The organism is Nonomuraea thailandensis (assembly GCF_024172165.1).
Classification (GTDB): domain Bacteria; phylum Actinomycetota; class Actinomycetes; order Streptosporangiales; family Streptosporangiaceae; genus Nonomuraea; species Nonomuraea thailandensis.
This window is the reverse complement of sequence record NZ_JAMZEB010000002.1, coordinates 11761467-11780117: the sequence shown is the minus strand read 5'-3', so window position 1 is coordinate 11780117 and position 18651 is coordinate 11761467. Positions and strand designations below refer to the sequence as shown.

Here is an 18651-nt window from a genome sequence, read left to right as displayed (position 1 = left end):
GCACCCTTCCACCCGCGGTTGCCATCAATCTTGCGCCTTTCCGCCCGCGATCCGGCTGATCATGAGGGCGATGAGGATGATCGAGCCGTAGATGACCGGCTGCCAGAAGCCGGAGACGCCGATGAGGGTCAGGATGTTCTGGACGAGGCCGATCACCAGCACGCCGGTGAGCGCGCCGAGGATCGTGCCCTTGCCGCCGTCCATGCTGACGCCGCCGATGACGGCCGCGGCGAACACCATGAAGATCCAGCCGACGCCCTGGTTGTTGCCGATCGCCCCGAGGCGTCCGGTCTCCAGGATGCCGGCCAGCGCCGCCAGTGTCCCGCCCAGGATGAAGACGCCGTACAGGACCCGGTCCACCCGGATGCCGGCGGCGCGGGCCGCGTCGATGTTGCCGCCGATCGCGTAGAGCGCGCGGCCGATCCGGAGGTAGCCGAGGCCGAAGATGCCGGCGGCGAACAGCAGGCCGGCGATCCAGATGGCGGCCGGCAGGCCCAGCCACATGGCGCTGCCCAGGTAGAGGATCGACTCGGGGAGCTGGAACAGCGTCTTGCCCTCGGTCGGGCCCTGGAGGAACCCGTGCACGATGATCAGCATGGCCAGCGTGACGATGAACGCCGAGAGCTGGAACCTGATGATCAGGAAGCCGTTGAACGCCCCGATCGCCGCCCCGATGAGCAGCGCCAGCGGGATCACCAGCGCCCCGGGCAGCCCGATGCCGAAGCCGCCCGCCGCCACCGGGACCACCAGCATCACCGCGATGGCCGGCGCGGTGCCGACCGTCGACTCCAGCGAGAGGTCGAACTTGCCGGCGATCAGGATCATCGCCTCGGCCAGCACGAGCAGCGAGATCGCCGCCTGCTGCTGGAGCACGTTCGTCAGGTTGCCCGCCGTCAGGAACGTCGGGTCCAGGAACGCGCCCACGATCAGCAGGAGCACGATCACCGGCACGAGCGTCAGGTCGCGGAACCTGGCCAGCTTCAGCCGGGGGGCCGGCGCAGTCAAAGTCGTCACTCTTCCATGCCTTCCATCACGGCCACGAGCTCGTGGTCGGTCCAGCCACGTGGCACGTCCTTCACCACCCTGCCGTGGAACATCACCAGCACCCTGTCGCAGATCCGCAGGTCGTCCAGCTCGTCGGAGACCACCACGGCGCCCGCCCCGCGCTCGACCGCGTCCTCGACGGCGCCGAGCAGGGCCTGCTTGGCCTTGACGTCCACGCCGGCGGTCGGGTTGATCACCACCAGCACGGTCGGGTCGTCCACGAGCGCCCGGGCGAACACGACCTTCTGCGCATTTCCTCCGGACAGGTCGCCGACCGGCTGGTCGGGGCCCTCGGTCTTGATGTCCAGCGTCCCGATCATCCGCTCGGCGGTGGCGCGACGCCTGGCCGGGGAGACCATGCCGTAGCGGCCCAGCTTGCGGGCGATCGGGAACGTGGCGTTCTCCCCCACCGAGAGCAGCGGGACGAAGCCCTCGTGGTGGCGGTCCTCGGGCACGAACCCGAGCCCGGCCTTCATGGCGGCCGGCACGTCGCCGGGCCTGACCTGGGTGCCGTTCACCGTGACCGTGCCGGTGTCGGGCCTGCGCAGCCCGACCAGGGTCTCGGCGAGGCCGACCTTGCCGCTGCTCGCGGAGCCGGCCAGGCCGACGACCTCGCCCTCCCGGACGGAGATGTCGATGTCCGTGTAGCGCCCCGCCAGGCTGAGGCCCGCGCCCCGCAGCACCACCCGCTCGCCGGGCGTGTGCTCGCGCGCCTCGTACGCCGCCGTGGCCTCCCCCGTCATCGCGGCCACCAGCTCGTCGTGCGGCAGGTCGGCGACCGGCCTGGTCGTGACGTGCCGGGCGTCGCGGAAGACGGTGACGCTCTGGCAGATCTCGTAGACCTCGTCGAGGTGGTGCGAGATGTACATCATCGTGACGCCCTGCTCGCGCAGCGACCGCATGCGCGTGAACAGGCGCTCGATGGCCGGGCCGTCCAGCCGCGCCGTCGGCTCGTCCAAGATGATGAACCTGGCGCCGAACGACAGCGCGCGGGCGATCTCCACGAGCTGGCGCTGCTCCACGCTCAGGTCGCCGGCCAGCGCCTGCGCGTCCACGTCCACCTCGTAGGTGTCCAGCAGCTCGCGCGCCCTGGCCCGCAGCCCCCGCCAGTTGATCCTGGCGCCCTTGGCGGACTGGCGGTTGAGGAACAGGTTCTCGGCGACCGTGAGCGCCGGGATGATCGTGGACTTCTGGTAGACGCAGGCCACGCGCTGCCGCCAGGCGTCACGGTCGGCCAGGGCGGGCGCGGCCTGTCCCGAGAACCGCACCTCGCCCTCGTCCGGCCGCTGCAGCCCGGTCAGGATCGACACGAGCGTGGACTTGCCCGCGCCGTTCCTGCCGACCAGCGCGTGTGTCTCGCCCTCGGCGATCGCGAGCTCCGCGCCGTTGAGCGCGGTCGTCGGGCCGAAGCGCTTGACCACGTTCCGGGCTTCAACGTGAAGGTTCATCTACTTGACCTGGTTGCCCCAGAGGGCCTTGTCGTCCACGTTCTCCTTCGTCACCAGCGGCGCGGGGAGCTGGTCCTCCAGGCCGTTGGGAAGCTGGATGATCGTGCTGTCGTGGTCGGTCGGGCCAGGCTTGAACGTCTTGCCCTCCGCCGCGGCCTTGGCGTAGAAGAGGGCGTACTTGGCGTACAGGTCGGCCGGCTGCGACACCGTCGCGTCGATCTCGCCCTTGCGGATCGCCTCGAACTCCTGCGGGATCCCGTCATTGGAGATCACGAAGATGTGCTTGGGGTCCTCCGGCGCGACGAGCAGGCCCTTCTGCTTGAGCACCTGCAGCGTCGGCGCCAGGTGCACGCCGCCCGCGTGCAGGTAGACGCCCTTGATATCCGGGTTCTGCTCCAGGCGGGTCTGCAGCATGGACGCCGCCTTGCTGCCCTCCCACTCCGTCGGCTCGCTGAACACCGTGATGCCGGGGAACTTCGTCTTCATGCACTCCAGGAACGCCTCCGACCTGTCACGGCCGTTGATCGAGCTGAGCGCGCCCTGGAGCTGCACGACCTTGCCCTTGCCGCCGAGCTTCTCGCCGAGGAACTCGCACGCCTTGGTGCCGTACGCGCGGTTGTCGGCGCGCACGACCATGTAGACCTTGCCCTTGTCCGGACGGGTGTCCACGGTGACGACCGGGATCTTCTTGTTCTCCAGCTGCTGGAGCGTGTTGGCGATCGCGCCGGTGTCCTGCGGGGCCATGACGATGACCTTGGCGCCCTGGCCGGTCAGCGCCTGCACGTTGTTGACCAGCTTGGCCACGTCGTTCTGCGAGTTCGTGGCGGGCATGAGGTCCACCTTGAGCTCGCCGGCCATCTGCGGGACGTACTTGATGTAGGAGTTCCAGAAGTCGGAGTCGGCCCGCGGGTGGTCGATGCCGACCTTCCCGCCGCCGCTTCCTCCTTCTGCCGTGGTGCCTGAGCCGCACGCGGTCACGACCGCCAAGAGGGCCGCTGCCGCGACCGCCCGTCCGAACTTCATTGGGGGGGTTACCTTCCTTGAGTTGCTTGGCCCTAGTTGGCGGGCCGGAGCCGCAGCCCCTGCATGCCGCCGTCCACCGCGAGCGCGGTGCCGGTGGTCGAGGCGGAGTCGGGGCTCGCGAGATACGCGATCGCCGCGGCCACCTCCTCCGCGGTGACCAGGCGGCCCATCGGCTGCCTGGCGTTGAGCGCCGCGCGCTCCGCCTCAGGGTCGTCGGCCGCGTCCAGCAGCCTGCCCACCCACGGCGTGTCGGCGGTGCCCGGATTGACGCAGTTGACCCGGATGCCCTCGCGGATGTGGTCCGCCGCCATCGCCAGCGTCAGCGACAGCACCGCGCCCTTGGTGGCGCTGTAGAGCGCCCGCTGCGGCAGCCCGGCGGTGGCGGCGATCGAGCAGGTGTTCACGATCGCGGCGTGCTCGGACCTCCTCAGGTACGGCAGCGCCGCCCGCGCCACCCGGACCATGCCGAGCACGTTGACGTCGAACACCTTGTGCCACTCGCTGTCCGGGTTGTCCTCGATGGTGCCCTGCGCGCCGATGCCCGCGTTGTTCACGAGCACGTCGATGCCGCCCAGGCGCTCGGCCGCCTCGGCCACCGCCGCGCGTACCTGCGCGTCGTCGGTGACGTCGGCCTTGATGCCGACGAACGGCTCGCCGGGCGGGTTCAGGTCCAGGCAGGCGACCGTCATGCCGCGCCCGGCCAGCGCCTGCGCCGCCGCCAGCCCGATGCCCGACCCGCCGCCGGTCACGACCGCTTTCAGACTCACGCCTCTTCCCTCCAGACCTCGCCGCCGGGGAACGTGTGGGCGGCGATCGACTCCGCGTGCATCTCCGCGCTGAACCCGGGCCTGGACGGCGCCACGTACCGGCCGTCGCGGATCACCACCGGGTCCACGAAGTGCTCGTGCAGGTGGTCGACGTACTCGATCACGCGGCCGTCCATGGTGCCGGTGACCGCCACGTAGTCGAACATCGACAGGTGCTGCACCAGCTCGCACAGCCCGACCCCGCCCGCGTGCGGGCACACCGGCACGCCGAACTTGGCCGCCAGCAGCAGGATCGCCAGGTTCTCGTTGACACCGCCGACGCGGGCGGAGTCGATCTGCACGTACGAGATGGCCTCGGCCTGCAGGAGCTGCTTGAACACGATGCGGTTCTGGACGTGCTCGCCCGTGGCCACCGGGACGGGCGCGATGCCCCTGGCGATGGCGGCGTGCCCGAGCACGTCGTCGGGGCTCGTCGGCTCCTCCACCCAGTGCGGCCTGAACTCGCGCAGCGCGTTGATCCACTCGATGCCCGAGCCGACGTCCCAGCGCTGGTTGGCGTCGATCGCGATGGGGAAGTCCGGCCCGCACACCTCGCGCGCCACCCTGAACCGCCGCCGGTCGTCCTCCAGATCAGCGCCGACCTTCAGCTTGATCTGCCCGAACCCCTGCTCCAGCGCCTCCTTGCAGAGCCGCCGCAGCTTCTCGTCGTCGTAGCCGAGCCAGCCCGGGGACGTGGTGTAGGCCGGGTAGCCCTCCTGGATCAACCGCTCGATCCGCTCGGCCTTGCCCGCCTCGTTCCTCTTCAGGAGGTCGAGGGCCTCGTCCTTCGTCAGGGCGTCGCTCAGGTACCGGAAGTCGATCAGCTCGACGATCTCCTCCGGCGCCATCTCGGCCAGCAACCGCCACAGCGGCCTGTCCGCCCGCTTCGCCTTGAGATCCCACAGGGCGTTGACCACGGCGGAGATCGCCATGTGCATGACGCCCTTCTCCGGGCCCAGCCAGCGCAGCTGCGAGTCGCCCACCATGTCGCGGTAGAGCGCGCCGAGGTCCTCGACGTCCCTGCCGAGCACGTACGGCTCCAGGGCGCTGATGGCCGTGGTCTGGATGTCGTTGCCGCGGCCGATCGTGAACGCGAACCCGTGGCCCTCGTACCCGTCGTCCGTCTTGAGCACCACGTAGGCGGCGGAGTAGTCGGGGTCGGGGTTCATCGCGTCGGAGCCGTCCAGCTCGCGGGAGGTCGGGAACCGCACGTCGTGCGTCTCCATCTCCACGATCCGGTACGCGCCTGCTGCCGTGGTGGACGTGCCTGCCGTGGCGGTCATGCCTGCCCCACCGTCTGACGCTGCCGCCCGAGCCCTTCGATCTCCAGCTCCACCACGTCACCGGCGCGCAGGTACGGCTGCCCTGGCATCCCCATGGCCACGCCGGCCGGCGTACCGGTGTTGATCACATCGCCCGGCTCCAGCACCATGAACTGGCTCAGGTACCGCACGACCTCGGCCACATCGAAGATCATGTTCTTGGTGTCGCCGTCCTGCCGCAGCTCCCCGTTCACCCAGAGCCGCATCGCCAGGTTCTGCGGGTCGCCCACCTCGTCGGCCGTCACCAGCCACGGGCCCATCGGGTTGAACGTCTCACACGACTTGCCCTTGTCCCACTGGCCGCCCCGCTCCAGCTGGAACTCCCGCTCGGAGACATCGTTGGAGATCGCATACCCGGCGACCACGCCGAGCGCCTCCTCCCGGCTGCCGAGGTAGCGGGCCTCCTGCCCGATGACGATGGCCAGCTCCACCTCCCAGTCGGTCTTCACGCTGCCGCGCGGGACGAGCACCTCGTCGTACGGGCCGACCATGGTGTTGGCGGCCTTCATGAACACGACAGGCTCGGCCGGCACCGCCGCGCCGGACTCGGCGGCGTGGTCGCTGAAGTTCAGCCCGATGCAGACGATCTTCCCGGGCCGTGCGATCGGCGCCCCGATCCGCAACCCTTCGCTCTCGACCACGGGCAGATCACCGCGCTCGAGCGCCTCGCGGACGCGCGCCACTCCCCCGGAAGCGAGGAAAGCCCCGTCGATCTCGGGCTCTCCGATGTCGCGCAGGTTACCGGCGTCGTCCATGACCACCGGCCGCTCCTGACCGACGGGTCCTACTCGCAGCAGCTTCACACCGCATCCTTCTTATCGATACATCGGATGTCTCGATTCAAGATGCTGGGGCTGGGGGTGGGAGCATGTCAAGGGCCGCAAGACGGATACATCCGATCCGTGACCACGACATACACCCCCAAACTCCCCCTTGCTGCCTGTGAACCCACTTAACCGCCTCAACCCGCCCGTTCCCTGAGCCGAGAGGTCGTCCCCTCATACATCGGACCACAAACCACCCACTGGGCGCTGGCGGCTGGTGTGAAGCGGCTGAAACATGGGGGCGTCGCGAAGGTGCAATGCCAGGACACCGCCCACCTCGGTCTCGGCAAGGGACGGCAGCGAGCGATCGCGGCGCACGACAGCACCGCACGACAGCACCGCACGACAGCACCGCACGACAGCACCGCACGACAGCACCGCACGGCAGCACCGCACGGCAGCACCGCACGGCGGTGAGCAACGGGAAGCAAGCGGCGGGTCAGCGGTGGCAACAAGCGGCGGTGAGCTCCCACAAGCGACGCGACGGCGCCGGCCAGGGCGAGGACCAGCGTGCGACACGACAGCGACAGATCTAAACGTCCGGCCCGGTCGAGCCCCCATACGTGGCGATCTTGTACTCGATCGCCGTGAGAGAAAGAGTCAACTCACGAATCCGCCGCCGCACGGTATCGCGATGTTCGAGCAGCAGGTCGAGCCGTTCGGGCACCGTCCGCTCCCCAGCATCAGCCAGCGAGAGGTAGTGCTGAAGGTCTCGCATCGGCATCCCGGACAGCCGCATCCGGGTCAGGAACACCAGCCGCCGCACCGCCGCGGCATCGTACAGGCGATGACCACTGCCGTCGCGAGCCACCTCCACCAGCCCGGCCCGCTCGTAATAACGCAGCGTATGAGGCGAGATGTCGAGCAGGTCAGCGACCTCCGCGATCGTCATCGGCTCAGACACCTCCGCCAGGTCGGCCAAGCGAAGGATCGCCTCGATCGACGGCGGTCCGTCCTCCAACGTTTCGAGCGCCCTCGTCATCAGGTCGTCGGTCGTCATGCCGTGAGCCTAAATCGGCCGTACCGACGCCGGCGCATCCGCGAAGTCGGCGCTGCGGGCGATCTCGGCCCACCGCTCGACCTCCTGCAACCCACGCCGGTGGACGCCCGAGATGCGTTCAACGGCTTCCCGCCCCAGCGGCAGCCGCAACGGCACTTCCTCAGCGTGCGCGAGGTACACGATGATCTCGGCGGCCCGCTTCGGGTTACCTTCCTGCCGGCCGTCGGTCCCGGCCATGTCCGCACGAACGCCGGCGAGCACGTCCCGATAAGTCTCGGACGCCTCAGCGAACTCCAGCACGCCGGCCCCGTTGAACCCGGTCCGGAACCGGCTCGGCTCAACGATCAGCACCCGGATCCCGAACGGCGCCACCTCCCCCGCCAGCGACTCCGACCAGCCTTCGAGCGCGAACTTCGACGCCGAGTAGGTCGACACCCCGGGGAACGACATCCGCCCACCCTGACTGCTCATCTGCACGATCGTGCCGAAGCCCCGCCCACGCATGGCGGGCAGCGCCGCCCGTACGAGCGCGGCAGGCCCGAACAGGTGCAGCTCCATCAGCTCACGCAACTGCGCGTCCCCGACCTCCTCAACCGCCCCCACCACGGCCCTGCCCGCGTTGTTGACGAGAACATCGATCTGACCGAAACGGTCAAGGGTGTCGCGCACGAGCCCCGGAGCCGCAGCGACCTCTCGAACATCGAACTCCGCGACCATGCAGTCGTCCGGATGGGCGGCCTGCAGATCCGCCACACTCTCGGGCCGGCGCACCGCCGCCACCACACGGTCACCCGCCTCGAGCGCCGCTTCCGCCAACGCACGCCCGAAGCCACGGGACGCGCCGGTAATGATCCAGGTCTGTGTCGTCATGGCGGCGACGCTATGCCTTCGAGCGCACTCAAACGCAAGCCATCCACCCGTGGCCCGACCTCCAGCGACGCAAGCCATCCACCCGCGCGGGCCCGAGTTCCAGCGACGCGACACGGCCCCCACACGACACGGCCCCTCGCCACACGGCCCCTCGCCACACGGCCCCTCGCCACACGGCCCGGCGGCGACATGGCCCGGCGCCACGTCAGGCGACGGCACCCGGCACCGTCCGACGCCGCCCTACGCCATCCGAGACACTCCGACACAAGCCGATGCCCGACAGCGGTAAGTGATCCGGCGAGCGCAACGTGCGGATCACCCGAGATCAGAGGCATCCCGGGCGCGGACGAATCAGGAACGACACACGCCCGTCCTTGACGACCGTACAGCGCCGTAATAGAACACGTTTCAGAAAGGCTAACCAAGCGCTTGATCAAGAGGTGACCAGCGTGCACATCGACCTTGTCGACAGGGACATTTACGCGAACGCCGGACCACCCCACGACCAGCTCACCTGGCTGCGCGCGAACTCTCCCATCCACTGGCACGAGGGCGAGCCCGACTTCTGGGCCGTGACCCGCTACGAAGACGTCGTGCACGTGTCGCGGCACTCCGACCTCTTCTCCTCGCACCGTAAGCTCGCCCTCTTCGATGACCTGCCGGAGGAGCAGATCGCGCTCCAGCGCCTCATGATGCTCAACCAGGACCCACCGGAGCACACGAGGCGGCGCTCCCTGGTCAACCGGGGGTTCACCCCGCGGACGATCGGAGCGCTCGAACAGCACATCCGCGACATCTGCGACGACCTCCTCGACAAGCTGACCGACGAGATCGACTTCGTCACCGAAGTCGCCGCGCCCCTGCCTCTCTACGTGATCTGCGAGCTGCTCGGCGCCCCGGCATCCGACCGCGACAAGCTGTTCAACTGGTCCAACCGGATGATCGGCTCCCAGGACCCCGACTACGCCGCCAGCCCCGAGGAGGGCTCGGGCGCCGCCATGGAGGTCTACGCCTACGCCAACCAGCTCGCAGCGCAGCGCAGGGCGAACCCCAAGAACGACATCGTCACCAAGCTCCTCCAGCCCGACGAGCACGGCGAGACCCTGGGCGAGGACGAATTCGACCTCTTCGTCCTCCTCCTGGTGGTCGCAGGCAACGAGACCACCAGGAACGCGGCCTCCGGCGGCATGCTCGCGCTCTTCGAGCACCCCGACCAGTGGGAGCGCCTGGTCGCCGATCCGAGCCTGGCGAAGACCGCCGCGGACGAGATCGTCCGCTGGGTGTCCCCCGTCAACCTCTTCCGGCGCACCTCCACCACCGACCAGGTGCTGGGCGGGCAGGAGATCAAGGAGAACGACAAGGTCGTGGTCTTCTACTCCTCCGCCAACCGCGACACCTCCGTCTTCCCGAACGCCGGAACCTTCGACATCGCCCGCGACCCGAACCCGCACATCGGCTTCGGCGGCGGCGGAGCGCACTTCTGCCTGGGCAACCATCTCGCCAAGCTGGAGCTCCGCGTCCTCTTCGAACAACTGGCCCGCCGCCGCCCTCGCCTCCGGCAGACGGGCGAGGCACGGCGGCTGCGCTCCAACTTCATCAACGGCATCAAGGAGCTGCCGGTGACCATCGGCTGACCCACCTGCGTCTTCCCGCCCCCGGCCCTACGCCCCTCGCACTCCGCCTTCCACCCGTTCCCGAGCTGCGGCGGCGATGAGGAACAGCCGCCGCCCTGGGGTAGAACGAGCCGGCCGTTCAGCAGCGATGCGGCGAGGGTGCCGGCGCTGGGGACCAGGACTGCCGGCACCAGCGCCGGCGTGCCGGTGCCCGACTCTCGGTGCCGGCGCCATGGCCGGTGCCGACTCTCGGCGCCGGTGCTGTACCGGCGTGCCGGCGCGGTGCCGGGAGTGCCGGCGCGGTGCCGGAGTTCAGGTGGAGTGCCGGCGCGGTGCCGGAGTTCAGGTGGAGTGCCGGCGCGGTGCCGGAGTTCAGGTGGAGTGCCGGCGCGGTGCCGGAGTTCAGGTGGAGTGTCGGTGGGGTGCCGTGAAGGTAAGCGGTAGCGGCGGCTGCGGCGGGCTGCGCGGATACGGCTCAGGATGCGGATCGTGCCTTGAGGGCCCGGGCGCCAGCCGCGTTCGATCAAGGCGCTGGCCACGTAGTGGAGGAGGTCAGCGATCTGGCCGGGTATGACGTCTCGGCGGACGGCGATCACCCGCCAGCCGTGGCGGCGTAGCTCCTCACGGCGGTCGGCGTCGTGCTGTTGGTCGCGGGGTGAGGTGTGGTGTTCCTGGCCGTCGTACTCCACTGCGACCTTGAAGTCCTCCCAGCCCAGGTCCAGGTAGGCGAAGCGGTCTTCGCCCAGCTCCACCCTGATCTGGGTGGTGGGTCTGGGGAGGCCGCCATCGATGAGGATGACCCTGAGCCAGCTCTCCCGGGGAGAGGCTGCGCCGCGGTCGGCGAGGCTGAGGGTTTCGCGGAGGGTCCAGGTGTTGAGGGGGCGGTGCCACAGGGCTTTCAGGTCCATGCCTCTGCGAGCGAACTGGTCGAGGACGGCCACGGCTTCCACGCGGGGCAGCCAGCGGGCGCAGTCGAGGGCCGTGCGTTCCATGGTGGTGAGGCGGATGCCCTTGTGCTCCGTTATGTCCTCGGCGGGGAGAGGCACCATGTAGGTGACGCAGCCGGGCATCGCGAGGTGGTTCGGGGCGGTCAGCTCCACCGGCCAGTCGTCCTCCGGGGTGGAGAGGGTCTTGATGCCCCAGATGTGTGCGGCGGTCTGACGGCAGACGGTGGCTTGGGGGGCTGCTCGGGTGATGCTGCGGGCGCGCTCCATGAGGGAGGGCGATGGCAACGCACGGGGTGATGGCGAGGTACGGGGTGATGGGGAGGTACGGGGCGGGTGAGGAAACGACGGTGGGGAGGTGACGGGTGTAGGAGGCTGCGGGTTTGAGGGCGGTGAGGCATTCATGGCGCCAAGGGTGCCGGGGCTGAGGTGGAGGGGAAGGGACCGAACGGGGTTCTGTGGATGACGCGCACACGCACCGTCACATGTAGTGCCGTGCACGCATGCGCCGTCCAACCGTCCCGTCCCCGCCCCCACGCCAGGCAAGCGCCACGCGCCACGCGCCACGCGCCACGCGCCACGCGCCACGCGCCACGCGCCACGCGCCTACGCCATGATGACCGGCTTCCAGCCGGGCACTTCCAGGTAGCGACGCAGCTCGGCCAGCCCGGAAAGGAAGCCGCCCCACGCCGCGTACGGAGGGTGCGCCTGGTCGAAGCCGCTCTGCACCAGCGTCAGCCGCGTCTTCCCGCCGGACCCCGCCAGCTCCCACGTCCCGACCCCGCCGTCGCCCCAGTCCACGGAGAACTTGCGGTCGGGCACGACCTCCAGCACCTTCGCCGGGTCGGGGTTGTTGTCGAAGCCGCCCATGGCCAGGCGCCCGCCCTCGTACGGCTCGATGTCGATCGTGTAGCCGAACCACCGCGACACCGCCTCGGAGTCGGTGATCGCGTGGAACACCTTCGCCGCCGGCGCGTCGATCGAGACCTCGACCCGCATGTCCGTGGAGGTGTAGTCCTGCATGGGCGTCAGCGCGCGGCCTTCCAGGTGCTCGGCCAGGTTGGTGAGCACCTGGCACCAGTACGTCTGCAGCACGCCCCGGATGCTCTTGCCCGTGATGACGTCCTGGAAGTCGAAGTGCGTCTGCGACAGGGTGAGGGTCGTCCGGTCGTCTCCGGCGGCCTCGATCGACAGCTCGGTGGTCGTCTCCTCGCCGTCGAGCAGCCACGCGAAGCGCAGCGTGCGCTCGTCCGCGTGCAGCAGCCGCTGGTGCGGCGCGTCGCCCTCCGGCGTCGTACGCCCCCAGAACGCGAACCGTTCCGGCAGCTCCACCTCGACGTGCTCGGCCAGCCAGATCCGCAGGTCGGCCGGGTCGGTCAGCGCGCGGCTCACTCGCTCGACCGGCGCCGGGATGTCGGCGCGCACGATCAGGGGCTCAGTCATGGTCTCGTTCTCCTCTGGGCTCTTGAACGGTCTGCGGATAGCAGGCGAGGGCCAGCTTGAAGGCGTCGCCCTCGGCCCCGCCGTAGCGGGTGAACAGGTTCTGCAGCATGCTCTGCAACTCGGTCAGGAACTCCTGGCGGTTCTCCGGACGCACGCGGATCTCGCCGGACAGACCGATCGACGGCAGCTCAGGGGCTGTCCTGTCGAGGGCCGCTATGTCGGCCTGGACCTCCTCCATGAGGTCGAGCAGGTAGCCGAGGCTGAGCTGGTCCCGGGCCTTGCGCAGCCCGAGGCGGCCGACGAGCCGGGGCGACAGCCAATAGGAACGGGCTCCGGCCTGGTAGATGCCCTCGTGGATGCCGCGCACCTTGCGCTCGGACACCTGGTCGACCAGGCCCGCTTCGACCAGCCGCTTGACGTGGTAGTAGACCCGCTGCGGGGTCTGGCCGAGGCGTTCGGCGACCTCTGAGCAGGTGCGCGGCTCGGCGAGTTGCCGCAGCACTTCTATGCGCTGCGGCTTGAGCAGGGCCTCTGCCTGCTCGATCACTTCGAGGTACAGGACATCTCTCATCGCAAAAGCGATTTTTTACATAAAAATCTGGTTTGTCAATGGCCGACGCGTGAAGGCGACCGACAGGCAAGCGGTACGGGTTGGAGGAACGGCGCACACGGAGGCCGGCCGGAGGAGGGGACGCAGAACGGGCGCCCGCGGGAGACCGCGAGCAAGGCAGGGCGCTCCCGAGCAGGGCGCCATCGGGGCAGGGCGGCGCCAGAAGGGACGCCTCAGTCAAGCTCCGAGAGACAGGGTCAAAAGCCGGAGCGCCGCGCGCAGGACAGGATCATCACCGGCTCAGGGCCAGGAGCTGTCGTCGTGCGGGTCGCCGCCGTCCGCGAGCAGTCGCAGATCGGCCTCGACCATCATCGCCACCAGCTCATCGAACGAAACCCGGGGCTCCCACCCCAGCTGCACCCGCGCCTTCTTGGGGTCCGCGCACAGCAGATCCACCTCGGCCGGCCGATGCAACGTCTGATCGGTGACGACGTACTGCTCCCAGTCCAGCCCGGCCGCGCTGAAGGCCGCCTCCACCAGCTCCCGGACCGACTTCATCCGCCCGGTCCCGATCACGTAGTCCTCGGCCCTGCCGGCTTGCAGCATCAGGTGCATGGCCTTGACGTAGTCGCCGGCGTACCCCCAGTCGCGCCGCGCCTCCAGATTCCCCAGCCGCAGCTCGCCGGCCAGCCCCAGCTTGATCCGGGCCACCCCGAGCGACACCTTCCTGGTGACGAACTCGGCTCCGCGTCGCGGCGACTCGTGGTTGAACAGGATCCCGGACACGGCGAACATCCCGTACGACTCGCGGTAGTTCTGCGTGAGGAAGTGCCCGTACGCCTTGGCCACCCCGTACGGCGACCGCGGGTGGAAGGCGGTGCGCTCGTTCTGCGGAGTCTCGCTGACCTGGCCGAACATCTCGGAGGACGAAGCCTGATAAAAGCGGATCTGCCCGCCTGCACCCGGAGAGACCCCCCGGGACACGCCCGAGCACACCCGGATCGCCTCAAGCATCCGCAGGACGCCCATCCCGGTCACCTCGGCCGTGAGCTCGGCCTGCTCCCACGACATGGGCACGAACGAGATCGCCCCCAGGTTGTACACCTCGTCCGGCTGCACCCGTTCGACGGCGGAGATCAGCGACCCCTGGTCGAGCAGGTCGCCCCGCACCACCCGGACCTCGGTCAGCAGCTTCCGCATCCGCGACACGCGCGGGTTCGCCTGCCCGCGGGCCAGCCCCCAGACCTCGTACCCCTGCTCCAGCAGGTGCTCCGCCAGATAGGAACCGTCCTGGCCGGTGATGCCGGTGATCAGAGCGCGCCTGGCCAAGGGGTCCTCCAACTATCGCCTGCCCTGTCCCTTTGAGACGGGAATGTACAGCTAAGCACCCCACAAGGACATCAGGCCACATAGAACACGTTCCACCGAACCACGCTCGGTTACGGCAATGTCGCAGTTCGCACGCCCTGCGACGGCCATTGTGAACAATTCCAGCCGACCTACCGAATGGTAGCCTTCTCGGACTAAGGTCATCTTTCACGGTACACGCCCGTCCCTGGGCCCTACCGGCGGAGAAAGGGGTGTCCGTGCGGGAGCGAAGGCTGCGGATCGCGCTTCTGTCCTACCGCAGCAAGCCCACCTGTGGTGGCCAGGGGGTCTACCTCCGCCACCTGAGCCGGGAGCTGGTCGCGCTCGGGCACCACGTCGAGGTGTTCTCCGGCCAGCCCTACCCCGAGCTGGACGAGGGCGTCGTCCTCCGGAAGGTGCCCAGCCTCGACCTCTACCGCGACGAAGACCCGTTCAGGACGCCCAAGCTGCACGAGTACCGCGACTGGATCGACTGGCTGGAAGTCGGCACCATGTGGACCGCCGGGTTCCCCGAGCCGCTGACGTTCACGCTGCGGGCCCACCGCGAGCTCAAGAAGCGCGTCGGCGACTTCGACGTCGTGCAGGACAACCAGACCCTCGGGTACGGCCTGCTCGGCATCCAGAAGCTGTTCCCCGTGGTCGGCACCATCCACCACCCGATCAGCGTCGACCGCCGCATCGAGCTGGAGGCCGCCCAGGGCGCCAAGAAGCTCACCATGCGCCGCTGGTACGGCTTCGTGAAGATGCAGTCCCGCGTCGCGCCGAAGCTGAGCCCGATCCTGACCGTCAGCGAGTCGTCGCTGGCCGACATCCACCGCGACTTCAACGTGCCCCAGGCGAACATGCGCCTGATCCCGCTCGGCGTGGACACCCGCTACTTCCACCCGCGCCCGGACAAGCCCAGGCGCAAGGGCTCGATCGTGGCCGTGGCCAGCGCCGACTCCCCCATGAAGGGCGTCGCGACGCTGCTGCGCGCGGTGGCGAAGCTGGCCACCGAGCGCGACGTGAACCTCACCGTGGTCAGCAAGCCCACCCCCGGCGGCCCGACGGAGCAGCTCGTGCAGGAGCTGTCGCTGCAGGAGCGGGTGCGGTTCGTGCACGGCATCTCCGACGACGAGCTGGGCGAGCTGATCGCCACCTCGGAGATCTCCGTCGTGCCCTCCCTGTACGAGGGCTTCTCGCTGCCCGCCGTCGAGCACATGGCCTGCGCGACGCCGCTGGTCGCCAGCCGTACGGGCGCGCTGCCCGAGGTCGTCGGCGACGCGGCCGTCCAGGTGCCGCCGGGCGACCCCGAGGAGCTGGCCGCGGTGCTGCGCCGCCTGCACGACTCCCCGGAGGAGCGCGAGCGGGTGGGCAAGGCCGGATACGACCGCGTCATGGAGCGCTACACCTGGCACGTCGTGGCCAAGCGGACCGTCGAGGCGTACCACGAGGCCATCGAGAACCACAAGAGGAGAGGCTGACCAGTGCTGACCGTGGACTTCGCCCGGCTGCCCGTGGGTCCGGGCGTGCGCGTGCTCGACCTGGGCTGCGGCGGCGGCAGGCACGCCTTCGAGGTGCTGCGCCGCGGGGCGGACGTGATCGCGTTCGACATGGACCAGTCCGAGCTGGACGGCGTGGCGAGCATGTTCGTGGCGATGGACAAGGCGGGCGAGGTGCCCGACGGCGCCACCGGCGAGACCGTGCAGGGCACCGCGCTGGACATGCCGTTCGAGGACGACAGCTTCGACCGGGTCATCGCGGCGGAGGTGCTGGAGCACATCCCCGACGACATGGCGGCCATGCGCGAGATCTTCCGCGTGCTCAAGCCGGGCGGCACGGCGGCCGTGACCGTGCCGAGCTTCCTGCCCGAGCGGATCTGCTGGGCGCTGGACGAGGACTACCACACCGCTCCGGGCGGTCACGTGCGCATCTACACGCTCGCCGAGCTGTCGGCCAAGCTCAAGTCCATCGGCTTCGAGATCGGGCCGCACCACCACGCTCACGGCCTGCACGCGCCGTACTGGTGGATCAAGTGCGCGGTCGGCGTCAACAACGACGGGCACCCGCTCGCCAAGGCGTACCACGAGCTGCTGGTCTGGGACATCATGAAGCGCCCCGCCGCCACCAGGATCGCCGAGACCCTGCTCAATCCGATCATCGGCAAGAGCGTGGTCCTGTACGTGCGGAAGCCATGATCTCCCGAGAGGAGGTCGTACGGACGGCCGGCAGCATCGCGGCGATCCAGCAGGACGACGGCGGCGTGCCCTGGCCCGAGGGGCACGTGGACGCCTGGAACCACATCGAGTGCCTCATGGCGATGTCCGTGGCGGGGCTCGACGAGCCGGTGCGCCGCGGCTACGCCTGGCTGGCCCGTCACCAGCGCGCCGACGGCGCCTGGCCGATGAAACTGGTCGACGGCGTGCCCACGGAGGCGAACGGCGAGACCAACCACGCCGCCTACATCGCGGTCGGCGTGTGGCACCACCACCTCGTCACCGGCGACCGGCGCTTCACGGAGGAGAGCTGGCCGATGGTCAAGGCCGCGCTCGACTTCGTGGCGGGGCTGCAGACCGAGCGCGGCGAGATCGTCTGGGAGCGCGACGCGCACGGCAGGCCGGCGGCGTACGCGCTGCTGACCGGCTGCTCCTCCATCCACCAGGGGCTGCGCTGCGGCGTGCTGCTGGCCGACCACCTGGGCGACCCGCAGCCGCACTGGGAGCTGGCCGCCGACCGGCTGGCCCACGTGCTGTCGGCGCACCCGGAGGCGTTCGCGGACAAGAGCCGCTTCTCCATGGACTGGTACTACCCGGTGCTGGGCGGCGCGGTGCGCGGGCAGCAGGCGCTGGAGCTGCTGGAGCGCGAGTGGCCGACGTTCGTGGTGCCGGGGCTGGGCATCCGGTGCGTGTCGGACCAGCCGTGGGTGACGGGGGCCGAGACGTGCGAGCTGGTGCTGGCGCTCGACGCGCTGGGTGACAAGGAGCGGGCGCACGCGCTCTTCGCCGACATGCAGCACCTGCGGCACGAGGACGGCTCGTACTGGACCGGCTGGCAGTTCGCCAACCGCAAGCACTTCCCGCACGAACGCTCCGGCTACACCGCCGCCGCCGTCGTGCTGGCGGCCGACGCGTTGCTCGGGCTCTCGCCCGGGGGCGGGCTGTTCCGCGACATCGACGGGACCGCCGTGTTCGACCCGGAGGTGTGCGGCTGCGCCGCGGTGCACACCGAAGGCCTCTGAGGCGCCCGTACAACCGCTTTTGCGGGTTCTTTGCCAACAGGGGCCGGTGCGCCGCCGATGGGTCGCTCAGCGGGCTTACTAGCTTCTGAGTGACGTACGAGGCGTCTTCGGGGGAAGCGTGGGCGACACGGGCACACCATCGTTCTTGGACCAGGCCAGGACCGAGCCGACACTCTCCGGCCCCAGGGGGCTGCGGCGGTTGCTGGCCAAGGATCCGCTGGAGTCCGATCTGAGCCGGCGCAGGTTCCGGCACAGGGGCGCGCAATCGCGGACGGTCTTCACCAGGTCCGAGCGATCGTACGTGTTCGGTTACAACGCGGTGATGTCACAAGAAGCCGAGAAGGTCGAGGAGATCCCGGAGGACCAGCGGCCCTTCGCCTACGAGGGGGCCGCGGCCGCCTGCACGATGCTCGACCTGCTCACCCTGACCCGGGGCCGGCGCCTTCACGAGCTACTGGCCGGCCCCGCCCAGCATCACCGCCACGCCGCCTACCTCGGCGCCGGCCGCGCGTACGCGCTGCTGCGGCTGCGACCGGTGTGGGGCGCGCGGCGGGCCCATCCGCTGCTGCGGTGGCTGGCCGTGGACGGGTTCGGCTTCCAGTGGAGCCTGTCCAGGGCCGACCGCATGGTGGGCGAGCGCACCATGCCCGACCTGCTCACCAGGGCGCACTGCGCGGTGTTCGACCAGGGGCTGGGGCGGCTGCTCTGGTACCACGAGGGCGGGGCTCCGGACGACGTCTCCGCCAGGATCGGCGGGTACGCGATCCCGCGGCGGGCCGATCTGTGGAGCGGGGTCGGGTTCGCGGCGGCGTACACGGGAGGGGCCGAGGCCCACGAGCTGTGGTGGCTGACCGAGCGGGCCGGGGCCGACGGCTTCCGCGCGTACCTGGCGCAGGGCTGCGCCTTCGCGGTGGCGGCGCGGCTGCGTTCGGGGGAACTGCCCGACCACACGGCGCAGGCGGCGCCGATCCTGGCGGGCGCCGGCCCTGAGGAGGCGGCCTCGTGGACCGACCGGGCGCTGATCGCGCTCGGCCACGAGGCGCACACCCACGAGGACTTCCAGCGCTGGCAGTCGCAGATCCGCGGCTCCTGGACCCGCCGCCACCACTACTGAACGAGCCGGACGGCCGACGGCAGTGGCGCGGCGACGGGGGCGGGGGCGGCGCGGAACGACTGGAG

General features: G+C 69.8%; 16 protein-coding genes and 1 pseudogene. 5 read left to right on the top strand and 12 right to left on the bottom strand.

What is annotated here, in order from left to right:
• Positions 1-24: 24 nt before the first annotated feature.
• The 8 genes from HD597_RS58885 to HD597_RS58850 form a co-directional block, all read right to left on the bottom strand.
• Positions 25-1014, bottom strand: coding sequence for an ABC transporter permease (locus tag HD597_RS58885; protein WP_253757613.1), 990 nt, complete (start codon positions 1012-1014; stop codon positions 25-27).
• The gene (locus tag HD597_RS58880) at positions 1011-2492 is read right to left on the bottom strand and encodes a sugar ABC transporter ATP-binding protein (protein WP_253757611.1); all 1482 of its coding nucleotides are present in this window, start codon (positions 2490-2492) and stop codon (positions 1011-1013) included. The genes HD597_RS58885 and HD597_RS58880 overlap by 4 nt, the downstream gene beginning before the upstream one ends.
• Positions 2493-3515, bottom strand: a complete 1023-nt coding sequence (locus HD597_RS58875; protein WP_253757609.1) for a sugar ABC transporter substrate-binding protein — start codon at positions 3513-3515, stop codon at positions 2493-2495.
• A 32-nt stretch (positions 3516-3547) separates the two neighbouring features.
• Complete coding sequence (locus HD597_RS58870) at positions 3548-4282, bottom strand: SDR family NAD(P)-dependent oxidoreductase (RefSeq protein WP_253757607.1); 735 nt, start codon at positions 4280-4282, stop codon at positions 3548-3550.
• Positions 4279-5604 (bottom strand): L-fuconate dehydratase, encoded by a 1326-nt coding sequence (locus HD597_RS58865; protein WP_253757605.1) that lies wholly within the window; start codon positions 5602-5604, stop codon positions 4279-4281. Before HD597_RS58865 ends, HD597_RS58870 begins: the two co-directional genes overlap by 4 nt.
• Complete coding sequence (locus HD597_RS58860; protein ID WP_253757603.1) at positions 5601-6446, bottom strand: fumarylacetoacetate hydrolase family protein; 846 nt, start codon at positions 6444-6446, stop codon at positions 5601-5603. The genes HD597_RS58865 and HD597_RS58860 overlap by 4 nt, the downstream gene beginning before the upstream one ends.
• Positions 6447-6999: 553 nt before the next feature.
• A complete protein-coding gene (locus HD597_RS58855) occupies positions 7000-7467 on the bottom strand; it encodes a MerR family transcriptional regulator (protein ID WP_253757601.1) in 468 nt (155 codons plus the stop codon).
• A gap of 9 nt (positions 7468-7476) precedes the next feature.
• A complete protein-coding gene (locus HD597_RS58850) occupies positions 7477-8337 on the bottom strand; it encodes an SDR family NAD(P)-dependent oxidoreductase (RefSeq protein ID WP_253757599.1) in 861 nt (286 codons plus the stop codon).
• Between the two features lie 449 nt (positions 8338-8786).
• On the opposite strand from HD597_RS58850, the gene HD597_RS66365 reads away from it, so the two are divergent.
• Positions 8787-9971 carry a cytochrome P450 gene (locus HD597_RS66365; protein ID WP_253757597.1) on the top strand — a complete coding sequence of 395 codons (1185 nt, stop codon included), beginning with the start codon at positions 8787-8789 and terminating at the stop codon, positions 9969-9971.
• A 533-nt stretch (positions 9972-10504) separates the two neighbouring features.
• On the opposite strand, the pseudogene HD597_RS67140 reads toward HD597_RS66365, so the two are convergent.
• The 4 genes and pseudogenes from HD597_RS67140 to HD597_RS58830 all read right to left on the bottom strand — a co-directional run.
• Positions 10505-10858 (bottom strand): annotated as a pseudogene (locus HD597_RS67140) (DUF559 domain-containing protein); the annotation flags it as partial.
• Between the two features lie 642 nt (positions 10859-11500).
• Positions 11501-12337: an SRPBCC family protein gene (locus tag HD597_RS58840; protein ID WP_253757595.1), complete on the bottom strand. Its 837-nt coding sequence runs from the start codon at positions 12335-12337 to the stop codon at positions 11501-11503.
• Complete coding sequence (locus HD597_RS58835; protein ID WP_253757593.1) at positions 12330-12908, bottom strand: transcriptional regulator; 579 nt, start codon at positions 12906-12908, stop codon at positions 12330-12332. The genes HD597_RS58840 and HD597_RS58835 overlap by 8 nt, the downstream gene beginning before the upstream one ends.
• 279 nt (positions 12909-13187) lie before the next feature.
• Positions 13188-14216 carry a GDP-mannose 4,6-dehydratase gene (locus tag HD597_RS58830; RefSeq protein ID WP_253757591.1) on the bottom strand — a complete coding sequence of 343 codons (1029 nt, stop codon included), beginning with the start codon at positions 14214-14216 and terminating at the stop codon, positions 13188-13190.
• Positions 14217-14467: 251 nt separating this feature from the next.
• Here HD597_RS58830 and HD597_RS58825 point away from each other — a divergent pair, with 251 nt between their 5' ends.
• From HD597_RS58825 to HD597_RS58810, 4 genes are all read left to right on the top strand, one after another.
• Positions 14468-15718: a glycosyltransferase family 4 protein gene (locus HD597_RS58825; protein ID WP_253757589.1), complete on the top strand. Its 1251-nt coding sequence runs from the start codon at positions 14468-14470 to the stop codon at positions 15716-15718.
• A gap of 3 nt (positions 15719-15721) precedes the next feature.
• Positions 15722-16432 (top strand): class I SAM-dependent methyltransferase, encoded by a 711-nt coding sequence (locus HD597_RS58820; RefSeq protein ID WP_253757587.1) that lies wholly within the window; start codon positions 15722-15724, stop codon positions 16430-16432.
• On the top strand, positions 16429-17472 hold the full coding sequence (locus HD597_RS58815; RefSeq protein WP_253757585.1) for a glycoside hydrolase family 15 protein: 1044 nt from the start codon (positions 16429-16431) through the stop codon (positions 17470-17472). Before HD597_RS58820 ends, HD597_RS58815 begins: the two co-directional genes overlap by 4 nt.
• A 145-nt stretch (positions 17473-17617) precedes the next feature.
• Positions 17618-18586 carry a DUF1702 family protein gene (locus HD597_RS58810; RefSeq protein WP_253757583.1) on the top strand — a complete coding sequence of 323 codons (969 nt, stop codon included), beginning with the start codon at positions 17618-17620 and terminating at the stop codon, positions 18584-18586.
• The last annotated feature ends 65 nt before the right edge of the window (positions 18587-18651 follow it).

What these genes read in the sequence shown, in the direction of transcription:
- HD597_RS58850 (WP_253757599.1), bottom strand. Translation starts at nt 8,337, where the DNA reads ATGACGACACAGACCTGGATCATTACCGGCGCGTCCCGTGGCTTCGGG.
- HD597_RS58815 (WP_253757585.1), top strand. Translation starts at nt 16,429, where the DNA reads ATGATCTCCCGAGAGGAGGTCGTACGGACGGCCGGCAGCATCGCGGCG.
- HD597_RS58855 (WP_253757601.1), bottom strand. Translation starts at nt 7,467, where the DNA reads ATGACGACCGACGACCTGATGACGAGGGCGCTCGAAACGTTGGAGGAC.
- HD597_RS58880 (WP_253757611.1), bottom strand. Translation starts at nt 2,492, where the DNA reads ATGAACCTTCACGTTGAAGCCCGGAACGTGGTCAAGCGCTTCGGCCCG.
- HD597_RS58875 (WP_253757609.1), bottom strand. Translation starts at nt 3,515, where the DNA reads ATGAAGTTCGGACGGGCGGTCGCGGCAGCGGCCCTCTTGGCGGTCGTG.
- HD597_RS58865 (WP_253757605.1), bottom strand. Translation starts at nt 5,604, where the DNA reads ATGACCGCCACGGCAGGCACGTCCACCACGGCAGCAGGCGCGTACCGG.
- HD597_RS58835 (WP_253757593.1), bottom strand. Translation starts at nt 12,908, where the DNA reads ATGAGAGATGTCCTGTACCTCGAAGTGATCGAGCAGGCAGAGGCCCTG.
- HD597_RS58840 (WP_253757595.1), bottom strand. Translation starts at nt 12,337, where the DNA reads ATGACTGAGCCCCTGATCGTGCGCGCCGACATCCCGGCGCCGGTCGAG.